At 74.6% G+C, this 17,822-nt stretch carries 15 protein-coding genes; 7 read left to right on the forward strand and 8 right to left on the reverse strand.

Annotated elements, in window-relative coordinates:
* Positions 1-89: 89 nt before the first annotated feature.
* The 3 genes from ACPPVS_RS14135 to ACPPVS_RS14145 all read left to right on the forward strand — a co-directional run bounded on the left by ACPPVS_RS14135 (position 90) and on the right by ACPPVS_RS14145 (position 2,200).
* The gene (locus ACPPVS_RS14135) at positions 90-539 is read left to right on the forward strand and encodes an SRPBCC family protein (protein ID WP_426592890.1); all 450 of its coding nucleotides are present in this window, start codon (positions 90-92) and stop codon (positions 537-539) included.
* The gene (locus tag ACPPVS_RS14140) at positions 536-1,078 is read left to right on the forward strand and encodes a TetR/AcrR family transcriptional regulator (RefSeq protein WP_426592891.1); all 543 of its coding nucleotides are present in this window, start codon (positions 536-538) and stop codon (positions 1,076-1,078) included. The genes ACPPVS_RS14135 and ACPPVS_RS14140 overlap by 4 nt, the downstream gene beginning before the upstream one ends.
* A gap of 171 nt (positions 1,079-1,249) precedes the next feature.
* The gene (locus ACPPVS_RS14145) at positions 1,250-2,200 is read left to right on the forward strand and encodes a thiamine biosynthesis protein ThiF (RefSeq protein WP_426592892.1); all 951 of its coding nucleotides are present in this window, start codon (positions 1,250-1,252) and stop codon (positions 2,198-2,200) included.
* 3 nt (positions 2,201-2,203) lie between these two features.
* On the opposite strand, the gene ACPPVS_RS14150 is transcribed toward ACPPVS_RS14145, so the two are convergent.
* From ACPPVS_RS14150 to ACPPVS_RS14160, 3 genes are all read right to left on the reverse strand, one after another.
* A complete protein-coding gene (locus tag ACPPVS_RS14150) occupies positions 2,204-2,551 on the reverse strand; it encodes a WhiB family transcriptional regulator (protein ID WP_426592893.1) in 348 nt (115 codons plus the stop codon).
* A gap of 141 nt (positions 2,552-2,692) precedes the next feature.
* Positions 2,693-2,920: a hypothetical protein gene (locus tag ACPPVS_RS14155; protein ID WP_426592894.1), complete on the reverse strand. Its 228-nt coding sequence runs from the start codon at positions 2,918-2,920 to the stop codon at positions 2,693-2,695.
* A 114-nt stretch (positions 2,921-3,034) separates the two neighbouring features.
* On the reverse strand, positions 3,035-5,002 hold the full coding sequence (locus ACPPVS_RS14160) for an ATP-dependent helicase (protein WP_426592895.1): 1,968 nt from the start codon (positions 5,000-5,002) through the stop codon (positions 3,035-3,037).
* 189 nt (positions 5,003-5,191) lie between these two features.
* On the opposite strand from ACPPVS_RS14160, the gene ACPPVS_RS14165 reads away from it, so the two are divergent.
* A complete protein-coding gene (locus ACPPVS_RS14165) occupies positions 5,192-5,452 on the forward strand; it encodes a mycoredoxin (RefSeq protein WP_426592896.1) in 261 nt (86 codons plus the stop codon).
* Here ACPPVS_RS14165 and nudC read toward each other — a convergent pair.
* Complete coding sequence (gene nudC / locus ACPPVS_RS14170) at positions 5,449-6,411, reverse strand: NAD(+) diphosphatase (RefSeq protein WP_426592897.1); 963 nt, start codon at positions 6,409-6,411, stop codon at positions 5,449-5,451. The genes ACPPVS_RS14165 and nudC overlap by 4 nt on opposite strands.
* A 300-nt stretch (positions 6,412-6,711) precedes the next feature.
* On the opposite strand from nudC, the gene ACPPVS_RS14175 reads away from it, so the two are divergent.
* Positions 6,712-7,659, forward strand: a complete 948-nt coding sequence (locus ACPPVS_RS14175) for a phosphotransferase (RefSeq protein WP_426592898.1) — start codon at positions 6,712-6,714, stop codon at positions 7,657-7,659.
* A 105-nt stretch (positions 7,660-7,764) separates the two neighbouring features.
* Here ACPPVS_RS14175 and ACPPVS_RS14180 read toward each other — a convergent pair whose 3' ends face one another.
* From ACPPVS_RS14180 to ACPPVS_RS14190, 3 genes are all read right to left on the reverse strand, one after another.
* Positions 7,765-11,358, reverse strand: a complete 3,594-nt coding sequence (locus tag ACPPVS_RS14180; protein WP_426592899.1) for a UvrD-helicase domain-containing protein — start codon at positions 11,356-11,358, stop codon at positions 7,765-7,767.
* The gene (locus ACPPVS_RS14185; protein WP_426592900.1) at positions 11,355-14,552 is read right to left on the reverse strand and encodes an ATP-dependent helicase; all 3,198 of its coding nucleotides are present in this window, start codon (positions 14,550-14,552) and stop codon (positions 11,355-11,357) included. The genes ACPPVS_RS14180 and ACPPVS_RS14185 overlap by 4 nt, the downstream gene beginning before the upstream one ends.
* Before the next feature lie 83 nt (positions 14,553-14,635).
* Positions 14,636-15,601, reverse strand: a complete 966-nt coding sequence (locus ACPPVS_RS14190; protein ID WP_426592901.1) for a DUF3152 domain-containing protein — start codon at positions 15,599-15,601, stop codon at positions 14,636-14,638.
* Positions 15,602-15,649: 48 nt separating this feature from the next.
* Here ACPPVS_RS14190 and ACPPVS_RS14195 point away from each other — a divergent pair, with 48 nt between their 5' ends.
* The gene (locus ACPPVS_RS14195; RefSeq protein ID WP_426592902.1) at positions 15,650-16,318 is read left to right on the forward strand and encodes a TetR/AcrR family transcriptional regulator; all 669 of its coding nucleotides are present in this window, start codon (positions 15,650-15,652) and stop codon (positions 16,316-16,318) included.
* 68 nt (positions 16,319-16,386) lie between these two features.
* On the forward strand, positions 16,387-16,617 hold the full coding sequence (locus ACPPVS_RS14200) for a DUF3107 domain-containing protein (protein WP_426592903.1): 231 nt from the start codon (positions 16,387-16,389) through the stop codon (positions 16,615-16,617).
* Between the two features lie 58 nt (positions 16,618-16,675).
* Here the strand turns inward: ACPPVS_RS14200 and ACPPVS_RS14205 are convergent, their stop codons facing one another.
* Entirely contained in the window at positions 16,676-17,425 is a 750-nt protein-coding gene (locus tag ACPPVS_RS14205; RefSeq protein ID WP_426592904.1) for a ferritin-like fold-containing protein, read from the reverse strand.
* Positions 17,426-17,822: the final 397 nt, after the last annotated feature.

Below are 17,822 nucleotides of genomic sequence, written 5' to 3' on the forward strand. Positions count from 1 at the left end.
ATCGAGACACCCGTGGAGCGGCGCCCCTCTTGACACGGCTAACGGCGTAAGCCAGAGTGGCTAACACCGTTAGCCACCGAGGAGATGCCATGAAGACCATCCACGCAGTGACCGAGATCGCCGCCCCGCCCGAGACTGTCTGGTCCGAGCTGTCGGCGGTCGCGAGCTTCGCCGACTGGAACCCGTTCATCACCTCGTTCGAGGGGGAGCTGGTCGTCGGCCGGCGGGCGCAGGTCCGCATCGTTCCCGCCGGCGGCAAGGCCATGACCTTCAAGCCCACCATCACGGTGGTCGAGGAGGGCAAGCGGCTCGAGTGGCTCGGCCGGCTCCTCGTGCCGGGCGTCTTCGACGGGCGGCACTCCTTCCTCCTGGAGGACCTGGGGGACGGCCGCACCCGCCTGACCCAGGCCGAGGTGTTCACCGGCGTGCTCGTGCCGCTCGCCGGCGGGACCGTCGAGAAGACGCAGGCGGGGTTCGAGGCGATGAACGAGGCCCTGCGCCTTCGAGCCGAGAGGGCCGCGACCGAGATCGAACGATGACCTCCCGCAGGGAGGAGGTCCTCGACGTCGCGGTTGCGATGCTCGAGGACCGGGGGCCGGACGCGCTGACCATGCGCGCCCTGGCCGCCCGGATGGGTATCCGCGCTCCCTCCCTGTACAAGCACGTGCGAGACAAGGACGACATCGTCGCGGGCATCCAAGAGCGGGCACTGGTCGACCTGACCGAGCACCTCTCCGCGGTCTCCGGGCAAGGGCTCGAAGCGCTGGCGCACGCGTACAGGTCGTGGGCGCGAGCGCACCCCCGGCTCTACGAGGTGGCAACCCGGCGTCCCCTGGCTCGGGAGCGCATCGCTCCCGGCGTCGAGCAGGCCGCGGCCGCACCGCTGGTCGCCGCAGCCGGAGGCGACGAGCATGCCGCCCGCGTGTTGTGGGGCCTCGCCCACGGACTGGTCGATCTGGAGCTCTCGGACCGTTTTCCGCCGGGCGCCGACCTGGACCTGACCTGGCAGACAGCCCTGGCCCGCTGGGATCGGCGACCCGCACCTGAGCCATCCGCCGACCCCTCGCAGGAGGTCTGACCCGGCCGGCCGGGCGCCGCGGGACGTCGCACGCACGAAGCAGCACGGCGTCGTGCTGAGGGTCACGCCGGGTGCCCTCCCGGTGCCCGTGCCCGTCGTCGTGCGGCCCGCGTCGAGGGCACCTGTGGATGACCGACCGCACCCGGCGCGCCCGGGTGCGAGAGTCCTGCGATGCGACTTCGTGACGGCCTGCGTGTGGTGCGGCGCACCGAGACCGAGGTGCAGGTCGGTACCGACCCGCGATGGGCGGTCCGGCTCACCGACGTGCCGGCCGCGGTGTCGTCGGGGCCGCCGGCCCACCTCCTCGCCGTCGACGAGGTGCTGCTCGACCTGCTCACCGAGGCCCGGCTCACCCGACCGGACCTCGATGCACCCGTCGCGTCCGGGCCGGCGGCCGTCGACGCGCGGGTCTGGTCGTTGCTGCGGCCCGATGGTGACGGCAGTGCGGTCGTCCAGGCGCGGGACGGGCGTGCGGTCGCGGTCCTGGGGCTCGGGCCCACCGGTCTCGGCATCGCGATCGGGCTGGCCGCGGCCGGGGTGGGCACCGTGCTGGTCGACGACGACCGGCCGGTCCGTGCGGTCGACGTCGGGCCCACGGGATACCGCTGGACGGATGTCGGGTCGGTGCGTGCCGCCGTCGCGGCGCGCCTGCTGCGGGACGTCGCACCGCGCGTGTCCACGGAGGCCGCCCGGCCACCCGACGTCGTCGTGCTCGTCGAGACCGACGTCGCGGACCCCGACCGCGGACCCTCGCTGGTCGCGGCGGGAACGGTGCACCTGTCGGTCGTGGTCCGGGAGGCGGACACCGTCGTCGGCCCGCTCGTCGTGCCCGGGCGCGGCCCCTGCCTGCGCTGCCTGGACCTGCACCGCACCGACGCCGACCCGGCGTGGCCCGCCCTGCTCGGTCAGCTGCGGTCCGACGCCGCCGCGGACGAGCCCGGTGCCACGGCCTGCGTGGCCGCCGGGCTCGGGACCGCCGCGGTGCTCGCGCACCTGGACGGCGGCGAGCGACCGCCGCCGGGCTCGCTGTTCGAGGTCGCGGCACCCGACGCGGTCCCCCGCATGCGCACCTGGGCGGTGCACCCCCACTGCGGGTGCACCGCCCTCCCGGCCGTCCGGTAGCGGTCAGGCTGCCGGGGCCGCGTCCTTGCGGGGGCGTCCGCGACCGCGCTTGGTCGCCACCACCACACCGCCGATGAACACCTCGCCGCCCCACACGCCCCACGGCTCGGCACGCTCGAGGGCGCCGGCCAGGCAGCCCTCCATGAGCGGGCACTCGCGGCAGAGGGCCTTGGCCTGCTCCACCTGGGCGGTCCGCTCGGCGAACCAGAGCTCGGGGTCGTTCGACCGGCAAGGGATGAAGTCGGCGACCATCTGGTCGAACTGCTGACGGTCGTCGGTCGTGCTGTCGGCGAGGGGCCAGGGCCCGGATCCGCCCTGGTTCACCGTGTCGAGCAGCGTCGTGAGCCGCACGATGGCCTCCTGATGTCCTTGCTGGTGAGCGTCTTGCGTTCGGTGCCGGACCGACTGCCTTCGCTCACCCGAGTCATCGGGAGAAACAGAAAGGCCGCGGGTCCGAGTTCGGACTCCGCGGCCTGTGCCCTCGTCGAGGGCCTAGATCAGGGAAGTCCGGATGCGGTGCGTGCGGGGATCGGTCCACGTGCGCTTCGACGCACGAAAACCGGTCGGCTCGAGGGCGGCACCGCCGATGGGCAGAGCGCTCCCCTGGTAGCCGAGGCCGATGGGTGCGAGAGATCGCGGAAGGAACGCGCACACGGCGTTCGTCGTCTCGATCGTCTTGATGTTCATCAGGGCACCCACCTCCTTCTCGCTCGGACCCACACGTCTCCGTGCGGTCCATCAACAGGGACATCGTCACCCTAGGGCGGCATTCGGACGGTGGACAACCGAATTAACGACAATTCTTCGACGAGTTTGCGCCATCGCCCGATCGGCTCAACGCGCGGGCGTCCGCAGGGCCTCGAGAACCTGTTCCCCGACGTCCGCCAGCATCCGCGGACCGACGCCGCGCACCTGGCCGAGCTCCTGCAGCGTCGCCGGGCGACGCTCGGCGATCGCGCGGATGGTCGCCGTGGTCAGCACGCTGCCGGGTTGCCGGCGCAGCTCGGCGGCGCGGGCGTCGCGCCACCGGGTCAGCGCCGCGACGACCCGCTCGTCGGGCTCCGCGGCCGGCACCTTGACGGACCGCCGCTCGCCCGGCCACAGGTCCGTGAGGAACCGGGACACCGCGCGGGACGCGCGAGCCCGCGGATGACGAGCCCGCGAGTACGACAGCTCGAGGTGCTCGCGCGCCCGGGTGATGCCGACGTAGAGCAGCCGTCGCTCCTCCGCGACCGCGGCGGGGGTCTGCGCCTGCACCGTCGGCAGGAGGCCCTCGCAGAGGCCGACCAGGAACACGGCCTCCCACTCGAGGCCCTTCGCCGCGTGCAACGACGCGAGCGTGACGCCCTCGACGGTGGGCGCGTGCTGGGCTGCCGCGCGCTCGTCCAGCTCGGCCACCAGGTCCGACACGGTCGGCGGCGCGCTCGTCGGCGGTGCCTCGGCGATCGCGTCCGCCAGCGAGACCAGCGCCTGCAGCGCATCCCAGCGCTCCCGGCTGGCGCCGCGGCCCTCCGGAGCCTTCTCCGTCCAGCCGGCCGAGCGCAGGATGTCCCGCACGGCTTCCGGCATCGGCACCTCGGGATCGGCGCCCCGCGCGCCGCCGCGCAGCAGGACGAGCGCCTTGCGCACGTCGGCGCGGTCGAAGAACCGGGCGTTGCCGCGCACCTGGTAGCCGATCCCCCGGTCCGCGAGCGCGGCCTCGAACGCCTCGGACTGCACGTTGGTCCGGAACAGGACGGCGATGTCGGAGGCCGGCGTGCCGCTGCGGATCAGGGCCGCGATCCGCGTCGTGACCCCGACCGCCTCTGCATCGTCGTCGGCGTAGGTGACGAAGGAGACGTCCGGGCCGTCGGGGCGCTGCGCGCGCAGCGCCAGGGCCGCCGGGCCGTCCGCCCGCCGCATCAGGTGGTTGGCCAGCCCCACGACCTGCGGCGTCGAGCGGTAGTCGCGGACCAGCTCGATCGTCGCGGCCCTGGGGTACGAGGCCGTGAACGCGGTGAGGTGGTGCGCCGTGGCGCCGGCGAACGAGTAGATGGTCTGGCTGGGGTCACCGACCACGCACAGCTCGTCGCGACCCCCGAGCCACTGGTCCAGCAGGTACTGCTGCAGCGGGCTGACGTCCTGGTACTCGTCGACGACGAAGTAGCGGTACTGCTCGCGGACCGAGTCGGCAACGTCGCGTCGCTCGGCCAGCATCGCCGAGAGCAGGAGCAGCACGTCCTCGAAGTCGATCACGCCCTGCTGGTCCTTCGCCGTCTCGTACGCCGTCATCAACCGGGCCACCGACTGCGGATCGACCCCGCCGGGCGCGGGGCGGTCGGTCGCGGCGGCGGCGCGCTCGTAGTCGTCCGGCGTGACCAGGGAGACCTTGGACCACTCGATCTCCGAGGCAAGGTCGCGGATGCTCTCACGGTCCGTCTCCACGCCGACGAGCTGCGCGGCGTGCGCGACGACCTGCAGCTTCTTCTCCAGGATCCGAGGCGGCGCGCCGCCGACCACCTTGGGCCAGAAGAAGCCGAGCTGGCGCAGCGCGGCCGCGTGGAACGTCCTCGCCTGGACGCCCCCCGCACCCAGCAGCCGCAGCCGCGTCCGCATCTCGCCCGCGGCGCGCGCCGTGAACGTCACGGCGAGCACGTTGCCCGGGCGGTAGGCGCCGACGTGGATGCCGTAGGCGATCCGGTGGGTGATCGCCCGCGTCTTTCCCGTCCCCGCGCCGGCGAGCACGCGGACAGGGCCGCGCAGCGTCGTCGCGACGATCCGTTGCTCGGGGTCGAGCGCGTCGAGGAGGGGTTCGGAGGACATCGCGCCCAGTCTCGCAGCCCGGACCGACACTGCGGCACGGGGTGTGGACGGTCGCTCGACCGATCAGTTCGACCGCGGGTCTCGACCGCAGGCCTCCGCGTGCCGATGCCTGTGTCGAGCCGTGGAATCGAATCGGCGTCCCGCACGTTGTTGCCTGCAGCACTGAACCACCGAGCAGCCCGAGGACCGATGACCACGCAGACCATGCCCGACGCCGGCACCGTGACGATGTACTCCACGACCTGGTGCGGCTACTGCCGTCGACTGAAGACCCAGCTGGACTCCGCGGGCATCGGGTACACGGAGATCGACATCGAGGACCACCCGGACGCCGCGGCGCTCGTCGAGTCGCTCAACGGCGGGAACCAGACCGTGCCGACGGTGGTCTTCCCCGACGGCACCGCGGCGACTAATCCGTCGCTGGTGCAGGTCCAGGCGCGCCTCTCCTAGAGAGCCCCGCCGAACCACTCCTCGACCAGCGCGCGCGCGATCGAGGCGCGCCCGGGAGGGATGACGTCCCCGCTCGCGACCGCCGTCGCCAGCTCGTCCCGCGTGAACCAGCGTGCGTCAGCGAGCTCGATCCCGTCGACGACGACGTCCGTGGTCACGGCCGACGCCCGGAAGCCGAGCATCAGGGAGGCCGGGAACGGCCACGGCTGGCTGCCGCGGTAGGACACCTGGTCGACGACGACGCCCGTCTCCTCGAGCACCTCGCGGCGGACCGCGTGCTCGAGCGACTCCCCCGACTCCACGAACCCCGCGAGCGTCGACCAGCGGCCCGGCGCCCACTGCGCCGCGTGGCCCAGCAGGATCCGGTCCTCGTCGTCCACCACCGACATGATCACCGCGGGGTCGGTGCGCGGGTAGTGCTCCGAGCCGTCGGCCACGCACACCCGGATCCAGCCCGCCTGCTCCACGCGCGTGGCGGACCCGCAGCGCGGGCAGCGGACATGCCGGTCGTGCCACGCGTCGAGCGCGACAGCCGTCGTCGCCAGCCCCGCCTCTGCACCGTCGAGCGCAGCACCGAGCTCGCGCAGCGAGGTCCAGCCCGTCGGCGCGGTCGCCACTCGTCGGTGCACGAGCACGTCCGACGGCTCACCCGCGAGCGGCAGCGGGTCCGGCTCCGGCACCCGACGCGCCAGGTACAGGACGCCGTCGGTGTCCTCACCGAGCAGAAGCCAGTCCGCCCCCGGCTCCGCGTCGTCGGCGTGCGCCAGGCCTGCCACCTCGTCCGCCGTGCGGTAGGCCAGTGCCCGCTCCGGCGTCGTGCCGACCGAGCCCCCGCGCACCAGCACGATGCGGGTCGACGGGGTGCGCAGCGCCGTGTCGACGACGTCCGTCTCGGTACGGCGGTGGGCGGCGCGGTCGATGTCGGCTCGGGAGAGGGGTAAGTCGTCGGAAACGATCACCCGCGCCACGTTACGGGGCCGGGGACCGCCCCGAGTTCGTGGACAGATCGTCGGAAACGATCACCCGCGCCACGTTACGGGGCCGGGGACCGCCCCGAGTTCGTGGACAGATCGTCGGAAACGATCACCCGCGCCACGTTACGGCGCCGGGCACAGGCCCGAGGACGTGACTGCCCCTCTGCACCTCGTGGGCGATCCGGTCCGTCGATTCAGGCAACGCCGGGGCAAAGGGACGATTCGGGCGCGGACACGCCGAGCGGCTCCCCGGGATGCACGGCGGGTCGCTCCTATCCTTGGCGCGTGGTTCGCTCACCCCTCGCCCTGGCCGCACTGGCTACCGTCGCCGTGCCGGGCCTCGACGCGTTCGACGTACGTCGACCAGCCCGACCCGGCACCGACTACGACACGGCCGTGGTCATCGACTCCACCCGGCAGCGCTGGGTGGTGCGCGCGCCCCAGCACGCCGCGGCGGGCGCGGCGCTCGAGGCCGAGGTGGTCCTGCTCGGTCTGCTCGGGCCGGAGGCCGCTACCGGTCGACTGCCGTTCGCCGTCCCGGTGCCCGCCGGGTTCGCGCACCTGCCCGAGGGTGGCCGCGCGAGCGTGCACGCCGAGATCCCCGGGCAGTCCCTGGATCTCGAGCACCTGCAGCCCGGGCCCGGCCTGGCGGCGTCGCTCGGTCGTGCGCTGGCCGCGCTGCACGAGCTGCCGACGAACCTCGTCGAGACCGCCGGTCTGCCCGTGTACGACGCGGGCGCGTACCGCCAGCGCCGCCAGGCCGAGGTCGACGAGGCCGCGCGCACCGGCAAGGTGCCCCCTGCCCTCCTACGCCGCTGGGAGGCCCGCCTCGAGGACGTCGCCCTGTGGCGGTTCCGGCCGACCGTGGTGCACGGCGACCTGAGCGCCGACCGCGTCCTCGTCGTCGGCGACGCCGTGAGCGGGATCCTGCACTGGGGCGACGCCTGCGTCGCCGACCCGGCCGACGACCTCGCGTGGCTGCTCGTCGCCGCGCCGAGCGATGCCGTCGACTCGATCCTGGAGGCGTACCAGCTGCGGCGCACCGAGCTCATCGACCCGCACCTGGTCGACCGCGCGAACCTCGCCGGGGAGCTCGCGCTGGCGCGTTGGCTGCTCTACGGCGTGCGGACGGGTGACGTCGAGATCATCGACGACGCCGTCGCCATGCTGGTCGAGCTCGACGACCACACGCGGGCCCTCGACGAGATCGAGGCCGAGCACCAGATGGCGTGACCGTCGGGTCGACGGGGCCACGCTTCAGTCGGGCTGCCCGTCGCACCATGGCGTTGCGCGCTGCGCGCCGCTGGTACACCCCGTGCCCGGTGACGGTCGTCGCGGTCAGCGGCCAGCCGGTGCGTCGTCGACGAGCCCCTCGAGGTCGAGCGTCGGCTGGTTCGCGGGTTGTCGCACCTTGCGCCCGGCCCAGCCCTCCCGGGCGTGCGCAGGGGCGTTGTCGCGACGACCGCCCCTGTTCGCGCCCGGCGCCGCGGCGCGCACCGGTCGCTCGGGGGCGGCCTCGCGGGTGGTCGCCGCTCGCAGCAGGGCGGTGATCTCGCCCTCGTCGAGCAGCCGCTGCGGGTAGACGGTCACGCCCGAGCCGACGTAGCAGAACGCCGCACGAACCCGGTCGAGCGGGATCCCGGTCCAGCGCGACCACGCCAGCCGGTACACGGCGAGCTGCACCTCACGTGCCGCCCGGGCCGCCTGGTCCTCGGGCGGTACGCCCGTCTTCCAGTCGACGACGACCACGCGATCGGACCGACCGCCCGCGCGATCGACGTCGGCGTCGGGGTCGGCGAAGACGGCGTCGATCCGCGAGCGCAGGACGTAGCCGTCGACCGGCGTCTCGACGTCCACCTCGATCGCGATCGGCGACCGGTTCGCCCACTCCGAGGACTGGAACGCGGCCTGCAGCGCCTGTTCGTCCTGGTCGCTCTCGGCCGTGTCGTCGTCGGCACCCGGCAACGCGTCCACGTCGACCAGGGCAGCCGCGCCGTACCAGCTCTCCACCCAGGCGTGGAACCGGGTGCCGCGCCGGGCCTGCGGTGACGGCTCGGCCGGGACGGGGCGCCGCAGGTGCCGGGCGAACTCGGTCGGGTCGCTCTCCAGCCGGACGACCGCCGAGGCCGACAGGTGCGCGGGCAGCTCGACCGTGCCCGACGGCGTCCGGCCCCGCTCCCGCTCGGCCAGCAGACGGGTCGCCAGCACCTCCCACGGGTGCGCGTCGCCGCCTCCGAGCGCCCCGGCGTCCCGCATCGCCGCGCGGACGCGCCGCGCCGCGCCCTCGACGAGACCGCGGCGCGGCGACACACCGTCGGTCGCGAACGGGTCCGCCGGCCAGACCGCGGTGAGCTCGCGGGCGCCCCGGGGGTTCTCCTCGCCGTCGACGGGTGCCGGGTCCCATGCGTCGAGCTCGACGAGCCCGGCCTCCGCCAGCTCGTCCAAGAACGTCGACACCTTGCGGGCGCGCGACCCCTCGCCCCACCAGGCCGCCGTCAGGAAGAGGGCGGTGCGGGCGCGGGTCAGGGCCACGTACGCCAGCCGACGCTCCTCGGCGACCTGGTGGTCACCGGCGCGGAGCACGAAGTCCTTGCGCCGCTCCTCCAGGTCCTTGGGGTCGGCGGCTCCGGCGTGATCGAGCTCGGGCAGGTCGTGCCGGTCGCCGCGCAGCGGGTACGGCAGGGAGCCGAGACCGGTGAGCCAGGCGGAGTCCTTCGGGCCGTCCTTGCCCTGCGTCGCCGTCGCCGGCAGACCGCCGTCCACCAGCCCGGCGACCGCGACGACGTCCCACTCGAGCCCCTTGGCCGCGTGCACCGTGATGAGCTGGACCGCGTCCGGGTCCGGCTCGGCCACCGGCATGTCGAGCCCGTGCTCCTTCGCCTCGGCCGCTTCCAGCCACGTGAGGAACCCCCCGAGGTTGGGGTGGTCCGCCGACCGGGCGAAGTCGGCGGCGACGTCTCGGAACGCGTCCAGCTGGGCCCGGGCACGGCCCGGCGTCGTGCCGGCGCGCGCGGCGACCTCGATGTCCAGCCCCAGCAGCCGCTCGGCCTCGCCGACCAGTTCGGGCACCGACAGGTACGTGTGCGACCGCACCACCCGCAGCAGCGCCGCGAGGTCGAGCAGCCGCGCCCGCCCCGTCGCGCTCAGCGTCCGTCCGCTCCGGCTGGTCCACCCCGCCGCGGGGAGCTCGCTGATCGCGTCGAGCGCGTCCACGATGCTGCGCTCGTCGACGGCGTCGGCCTCCACGACCACGGTCTCCTCGACGCCGGACCCGGGAGCCGCCGCCGGACTCTGCGCGCGCGCCGCCTCGCGGCGCTCACCGTGCTCACGCTGGCGCGACGTTCCGCTGTGTCGAGCAGCCAGCTCGCCTGCCCACGCCGCGAGCGCGTGCAGGTCGGCCGCGCCCAGAGCGGTCCGGGCACCGGTCATCAGGCGCATCAGAGCGTCGCCACGGGACGGGTCGTGCGCCGCCTGCAGGACGGCCACCAGGTCCACGACCTCGGGCGCGGACAGCAGCCCCCCCAGCCCGACCACCTCGACCGGGAGCCCGCGCGCTCGCAGTGCTCGTCGCAGCGGTTCGAACTGCGACCGCTTGCGGCAGAGCACCGCGGCGCTCATCCGTCCCGTTCCGTCTACCGACGGGCGCCACCGGTCGGCGACGAACGTCGCGACCGCCGACGCCTCGTCCTCGATCGTCGCGGCCACGTGGCCGTGCACGTGGCCACTGCCGGCCCCCGGTCGCGCGGCCAGGACCGGGACCTCGACGCGCGTGCTCGCCGCGCGCAACGGGCCCGCGACGTGGTTGGCGGCCGCGAGGATCCGTGCGTCGTTGCGCCACGACGTCGACAGCTGGTGCACGTCGGCCCGGGTTCGTGAGCCGTCCTCGTGGAGCTGGGGGAACTGCGCCGGGAAGCCCTCCAGACCGCCTGCGCTCGCACCGCGCCAGCCGTAGATCGACTGGTGCGGGTCGCCGACCGCGGTCACCGGGTGCCCGTCGCCGAACAACGCGCCGAGCAGGGTCAGCTGCGCGTAGGACGTGTCCTGGTACTCGTCGAGGAGCACCACCCGGAACCGTGTCCGCTCGCCCGCGCCGACCTCGGGCACGTCCAGCGCGAGCCGCGCGGCGAGCGCGACCTGGTCGCCGAAGTCGATGGCGTCCGCGGCGCGCTTGCGCCGCCGGTACTCGGCGACGAGATCGAGCACGCGGACGCGTTCGCCCAGCGACCGGATCAGCTTCTTGACCTCGGCGTACGGCTCGCGCGCAGGCGTCCCGGCGGGCGTCGCCAGCAGGGCCTCGATGATGGCCTCGATGCCGACCCGCGCGGCCGACGGGTCGAGCAGGTGCTCGTCGAGCGCGCCGGACAGCGTCAGCACCGCCTCTGTCACCGTGGAGGTCGCCGCGTCCGTGTCGAGGTCGTCGCCCCACGCCTCGACGACGTCACTGGCCAGCTGCCACTGGGCGGCCTCGCCGAGCAGGCGGGCCGACGGGTCGAGACCGAGCCGCAGCGCGTGGTCCGCGACGAGCGAGGCGGCATAGGAGTTGTAGGTCGCGATCGTCGGCCGGGCCAGGCCCGCGAGCGCATCGTCGTCCGCCGCGTCCGCGAGGGGGACGCCCTGCGCGGCAGCAGCGCGCGACAGCGTCCGCAGCCGCTTGCGCACCCGCTCCGACAGCTCGCCGGCCGCCTTGCGCGTGAACGTCAGGCCCAGCACCTGGTCGGGCTGCACCACACCGTTGGCCAGCAGCCAGACCACGCGGGCCGCCATGGTCTCGGTCTTGCCCGAACCGGCGCCAGCGACCACCAGAGACGGGGTCAGCGGCGCCTCGATGATCCTGCGCTGCTCGTCCGTCGGCGCCGGCTGACCCACCAGCTCCGCGATCTGGGCGGCCGAGAGGCGGGCCGATACCCCCCCGTCCGGGAGCACGCTCGTCATGCGACCACCTGCCCACCCTCGCCGCGCACCGGGCATGAGCGGCGGACCGGGCACCGGTCGCACAGGTCGTTGGCGGTCGCCTCGAACGTGGAGGCCGCCATCTTGTCGGCCACCTGGTCCACCAGCACGCGCGCCCAGCTGGGCCCTTCGGCCTCCGGGCCGAGCGGCGGCTGCTCGCGGATGGCGGCCGACACGCCCGTGCCCAGGTACACCAGCTGCGCGCCACCACTGGTGGCACCGGCCGGCAGGTCGGCGAACGCGCCGGCGTCGACGGCGAGCTGGTAGGCGCCGAGCTGGGGGTTCTCGGCGGCCTTGGCTGCGGTCGGCGGGCTTGCGCCGGTCTTGAGGTCGACCACGCGCACGGCTCCGTCGTCCGTCCGCTCGATGCGGTCGACGCTGCCGCGCAGGGTGGCCCGGTCCGTCTCCAGCGAGAAGGCGCCCTCGGTCAGCAGCGGCTCGCCCGCGGACCGCAGGTAGCCGGCGAGCCGGTGCACCATGGCGTCTGCACGCCGGCGCGTGGCCATCGCCGGCCAGCCTGTGCCGAGCCCGAGCTCGCCCCACCGCTGGTCCAGCGCGGCCGCCAGCTCCGCCTCGGTGCCCTGCGGGTGCTCCTGCGCGATCGCGTGCAGCAGCGTGCCCAGGTTCTGCGTGCTGCTCGACGAACCCGTCCCTCCGGCGGACTCGAGCGCCCAGCGAAGCGCGCAGCGCTGAGCGGTCTCGACCTTGGACGGCGAGACCGGGACGCGCTCGTCGGGCGCCCAGAGCGGAGCCCGGCTGGACGGAGCGGCGAGGCCCAGCCAGTCCCCGGGGTCGGCTCCGGGCACACCGTCCGCTGCCAGCCGGGCCAGGGTCCGTGCGGCCGCCGGGTCGGGTTCGACGCCGTCCAGGGCCGCCTGCTCTAGGTGCGCGCGCAGCTGGGCGACCAGCCCCCGCAGGTCCAGCGGCGCGGGTGCGCTGGTCCGCCGCGGATCGAGGTCCTCGTCGTTGGGTTCGACCAGCTCGACGAACAACGACGGCTGGTGGTCGACGTCGTCGACCGCCGTCACCAGCAGCGACGTGCGCGCGCGGGAGCAGGCGACGGCGAACGTGCGCAGCTCGTCGGCGAGCACCGCCTGCCGCGCCTCGGCGGCCTCCCGACCGGGGTCGGAGTGCGTGACGCCGCGGCCCGCGAGGACGTCGACGAGCGTCTGCGCACCGAGCAGGGAGTCGCGCAGCCGCAGGTCCGGCCACGTCCCGTCCTGGACACCGGCGACCACGACGACCTCCCACTCGCGACCGGCCGCACCGGCAGGCGTGAGCACCTGCACCGCCGCCCGGCGTGCCCGTGCCGCGAGCGAGTCGGACGGCAGGTCCTGCGCCTGCAGCCAGTCGACGAACGCGGCCGGCGCCGACCGCGGCATCCGGTCCACGAACGTCTCGGCGGCCCGGAACACCGCCAGCACCGCGTCGAGGTCTCCGTCGGCACGCTCCCCCGCCGAGCCGCCCGCGAGCGCGGACCGACGCCAGCCCTCGGCCTGGTCGGCAGCCGCCCACAGCGCCCACAGCACGGTCTGCGCGTCCGCGTCGGGGCGCGCGGCCGCCGACCGGCCGGCCTCGAGCACACGCGCCAGACGTACCACCGGTCGCGCCGCGAGTGGCAGCTCCCCGAGGCCGTCCGCCAACGCCTCCACCAGCAGCAGGTCGCTGGAGCGCCCGCCGCCCGCCGCGAGCTCGTGCGCACGCAGGGCCCGGCGCACCCGTCGCAGCCCCACCGCGTCCAACCCTCCGAGCGGGGAGCATGCGAGCCGGACCGCCGCGGCCGCGTCCAGCGGCGCCGCGCCGACGCACACGCGCATGGCGTCGAGCAGAGGCGCCACCGCCGGCTCGTCTCGCAACGGCACGTCGCTGCCCAGCACGCTCACCGGGACGGCCGCCCCCGCGAGCGCGCGCCGCAGCGCGGTGACCTGCGCACCGGTCGGCGCAAGAACGGCCATGTCCGCCCACGCCACGCCGCGCTCGACGTGCGCCGTGCGCAGCGCGTGCGCGACGTACGCGGCCTCCTGCGCGGTGCTCGGCAGCAGCGCCACCTTGCCCCCGGTGCCCTCCTGGCCGACGGCGGTCGCTTGCCGGTGACGGACGACTCCCACGCTGCCGATGCGCTCGGTGATCCGCTCGACCACCTGGCGCAGCTGGGGGTCGTGCCGCCAGACCGTGCGCAGCGTCGTCGTCCGGGCGCCGAGCTCGCCCGGGCCGGACCCGGTCACCACCGCACGCCCGACCAGCGACGGCGCGGCACCGCGGAACGACTGCACGGCGGCGTCGGGGTCTGCCAGCAGCACCACGCGGGCGTCGTCGTCGGCCAGCGCCTGCACGAACCGGGCCGTCGCCGACGTGCTCTCCTGGTGGTCGTCCACGACGACCAGGCCCCAGCGCGGCCGGACGGCGCCCGGGACCTCGTCCTCCCAGGTCAGGAGCGCCTGCGCAGCCTCGTCCACGACGACCGCGGGGTCGAGCCGCGCCCCGAGGTCGGGGGTGCCGGTGCGCAGCTCGACGATGTCGAGGTACTCCTCGTACAGCCGCGCGGCACTGACCCACGCGGGCCGACCGTGCCGGTCGCCGAGCTCCGCCAGATCTGCGGGCCGCACGCCCCGCTCGGCGGCCCGCATGAGCAGGTCGCGCAGCTCGTCGCGGAACGGGCGCAGCCGCAGCACGTCGGGCCGGACCTGCGGCGGCCAGGCGAGCGGGACGCCGTCGCCGGCGGCATGCCCCGCGAGCAGCTCGCCCAGCATCAGGTCCTGCTCGGCGCCCGACACGAGCGTGGGCGGCCGCTCGCCGAGCAGCGCGGCCCGCGCACGCAGGACGGAGAACGCTGCCGCCGCCGCGGTCTGCACCAGCGGGCGCCCCGACGTCGCCCGCAGGCGGGCCGAGAGCCTGTCGCGCAGGTCTGCCGCGGCGCGTCGGCCGGCGGCGATCACGAGCACGTCGTGCGGGTCGAGGCCGGCGTCGACGGCCGCGACGACCGACTCGAGCGCGACGGTCGTCTTGCCCGTCCCTGGCGCCCCGAGCACCAGGAGAGCGGGATCGGTGCCCCGCGCCACGGCCGAGACCGCCGCGGCCTGGTCCGGGTCGAGGTGGACGAGCGACCCCGGCCCGGAGACCGGGACGTCGGCGAACGCCGGGCGCACGAGGCGCAGGGCGGGCGTCGCGGTGGTCACGCGGACGAGTCCATCACGAGCCACCGACAGGGCTGCGCACGACCCGCGACGGGCACAAGATCACGCAGAAGACAAGCCGGAGATCAGCCCGGGAACGGCCACGCGTTCGGCACGCACGGTGCCGCCCGGTAGCTCTGCTGCTGCATGACCGGTGCCAGCTGGCCCGCCCCGGGGCACTTCTGGTGCTGGTGCCCCAGCAGGTGACCGACCTCGTGGTTGACCACGTACTGGCGGTACAGCGTCTTGTCGGCGGTGTACTCGGGCGTCGTCTCGACCCACCGTCGCAGGTTCAGCACCGCGTGCCCGGCCCGTCCGCACGAGACCTCACCGTCGGTCTGCAGCGGCGCGCACAGACGGTCGACGGTCGACGGCGAGGCCAGCAGCACGCGGAACGACGCGTCGCCGTCGGTGCGCGCGAAGGACGTCGAGCCGTCCCCGCCCCAGCCGCGCGGGTCGTTGAGCGTGGCCATGACGAGGGCCGCGAACGCCGCCCCGTCGATCGCCAGCCCCTGCTCGACCTCGACGCGGACCGTCCGCACGACGCCGGTGCCCGGTCCGGGGTCGCTGCCGGGCACGACGACGAACGTCCCGCCGGCGACCTCGGGCACGTCCGCGGAGAGCAACCCGGCGGCGACGTCGGCGGCGGTCAGACCCGGCGGCAGGGCGACGATGCCCGGCGCGGCGTCGGCGACGCTCGGCTCCGGGTCGGCGGGCGCGGGGCTCGGCGACGGCTCGTCGGCGATCCGCAGGCCGCCGCTGCGGCTCTGCAGCCCGGTCCGGTCGAGGATGGCGGCATCGGGCATGAACGGAGACTCGACGAGGGACGCCGCGGCAGCAGGACTCGTCGGAACCCCGAACAGCGCCCCCGCCCGCGGGTCCGCGGCGGCCGCCCACGCCGTGCCGGCACCCGCGACGAGCCCGGCGAGCACCGCGACGACGAGCGGACCCCGACGGCGGCCGGACGCGACGAGACGGCGCCCACGGCCGCGCGCGTGGCGGCGCGGGAGCCTGGTCTCGCCACCGTTCCGGCGTCTGCCGGTCTTCGTCACACTCGGTATCGTCGCATCGTTGACACATCACGTCGCTACCATCACGGGATGACGGCCGGGACAGACGGACCCACCCCTCGTCCGCGCAACCCGCGGATGGCTCGCGACGAGCGTCGCGCGCAGGTGCTCCGGATCGCCCAGGAGCTGTTCTCGACCGAGGGCTACCACCACGTCTCGATGGACGACATCGCCGAGCGGGCCGAGGTGAGCAAGCCGGTGCTCTACCGGCACTTCCCGTCCAAGCTCGACCTCTACCTCGCCGTCGTCGACCTGCGCGGGACGGATCTGCTCGTGGCCGTCGACGCGGCGGTCGCCTCGATCGAGCAGGGCCCGGTCCGCCGGGGCGACGGACGCGACGTCATCGCGGCAATCGTGCAGGCCTACGTCATGTTCGTCGAGGGCGCAGGAGAGGCGTCGGTGCTCCTGTTCGAGTCCGACGTCACGCACGACGCCGACGTGCGGGCCCGCGTGGAGCACGCGTCCTCGCAGGCCGCCCTGCGGATCACGACCGTGTTGTCCGAGGTCACGGCCCTGTCGCTCGAGGACGCGGGCCTCCTGGCCGTCTCGCTGATCGCGATGGCGCAGGGCGCGGCGACGCATCGGCTGCGCCGGCCGGACGACGTGGCGCCCGAGCGGACCGTCGCGCTGGTGACGCAGCTGGCCTGGGGCGGGGTGTCGGCGCTGATCCGGCCGGACTTCGTCTACCAGGACGCCTAGGATCGGACGATGTGCCTCGGCCCACCGGCCGAGGCAGCAACCCCAGCTTGCAGAAGGACGTGGAAGAGATGACGGTGGAGATCACCATCGGCGTGCAGAACTCGCCCCGCGAGATCAGCCTGGAGTCGGACCAGACGCCCGACGAGATCGGTGCCGTCGTCGCAGCCGCGCTCAGCGGTCGCCCGACCCTCGAGCTCACCGACGTGCGCGGCCGCCGGGTCATCGTGCCGGTCGCGAGCCTGGGCTACATCGAGATCGGCTCCGAGACCAAGGGCCGGGTCGGCTTCGGCACCGTCTGACGTCGCCCGGGACGAAGGAGCCTCGGACGTCGTCCGGGGCTCCTTCGTTCTGCATGGGTCAGGCGGTCAGACCGAGCCGCGCCATCCGACGGGTGTGCTGGGCGGTGAGCTCCCCGAACAGCTTGGTCGGCGCACCGTCACCGGCACCGCCGCCGGCGGGGGTCCGGGCCGAGCCCAGTGCGACGAGCCGCACGAGGGCCGGGCGCTGGACGAGCAGCCGCTGCACCACACCGAGCGCCTCACCGACGAGACGCCGGCCCCACAGGGCGAGGCGGGCCGTCAGGACGCCGTCGGCGGACCCGGCGGCATCGAGCTCGGCGACGGCCAGCTCGGCGTGCGACGCGTCGTCGAGGACCGCGAGGACGATCGCCCGCGACTCCTCGTCGAGCCCCTCGGCGGCCAGCCGGCAGAAGTCGTCGGCGACGCCGTACCCGACGTAGGCCTTGAGCAGCCGCTCCCACCAGGTGCTCGGCTGGGTGCGGGCGTCGAAGTCGTCGAGGACGTGGTCGTACTGCCGCACGGCCTCGACGGGGTCGCCGCCGATCTCGGTGATGCGGGCGAGGATCCGGTCGCGGCGGCCGACGGCACCGGCGGCGAACCGGCTGAGCTCGAGCCGCTGCTCGATGGTCGGTGCGAGGGCGGCGTCGGCGGCGAGGCGGCCGAAGGCGACGTGCTCGAGCTGGGCGACCAGGCCGAGCAGCTCGACCGCGTCGGCGCGCTCGAGTGCGGCAGGGCTGGCCGCGGCGGGGCCGGCCGCGGAAGGTCCGGCCACAGCGGCGCTCTCGGGACGCGAGGGGGTGGTCGTCATCCGAGGATCGTAGTCCGGTCGGTGGGCCCTGCGCAGGGCGCCGACGGAGCACCCGCGGACGCCCCGCGGGTCCGGCGCCGGGGCGGCGGTGCCGTCGGATAGACTGGCACGGTAATTCGGTTGCCCGGTCGTCTCGTCTTTCAAGAGCTCGACCCTCTCGCTCAGCCCCGGACCCGTCCGGAAGACGCTCGCGAGTCGCCTTTCACGATCGGCTGCCGGCCACAATGCGTGGTGAGCTCCGCTGTCGCCCGGGAATCATCCGACGTCGTCCGACGAAAGCTGTCGGCCTGTCGTGAGCCCGGACAGCGCGCGGGTCACCACCCTTCGCAGTGAAGAGCCTCTTGGTGACGACGACCGACATCAACCCCACAGCGCCCGACGACACCCCGGACCAGAT

Source organism: Cellulomonas sp. McL0617 (assembly GCF_049994875.1).
GTDB lineage: Bacteria > Actinomycetota > Actinomycetes > Actinomycetales > Cellulomonadaceae > Cellulomonas.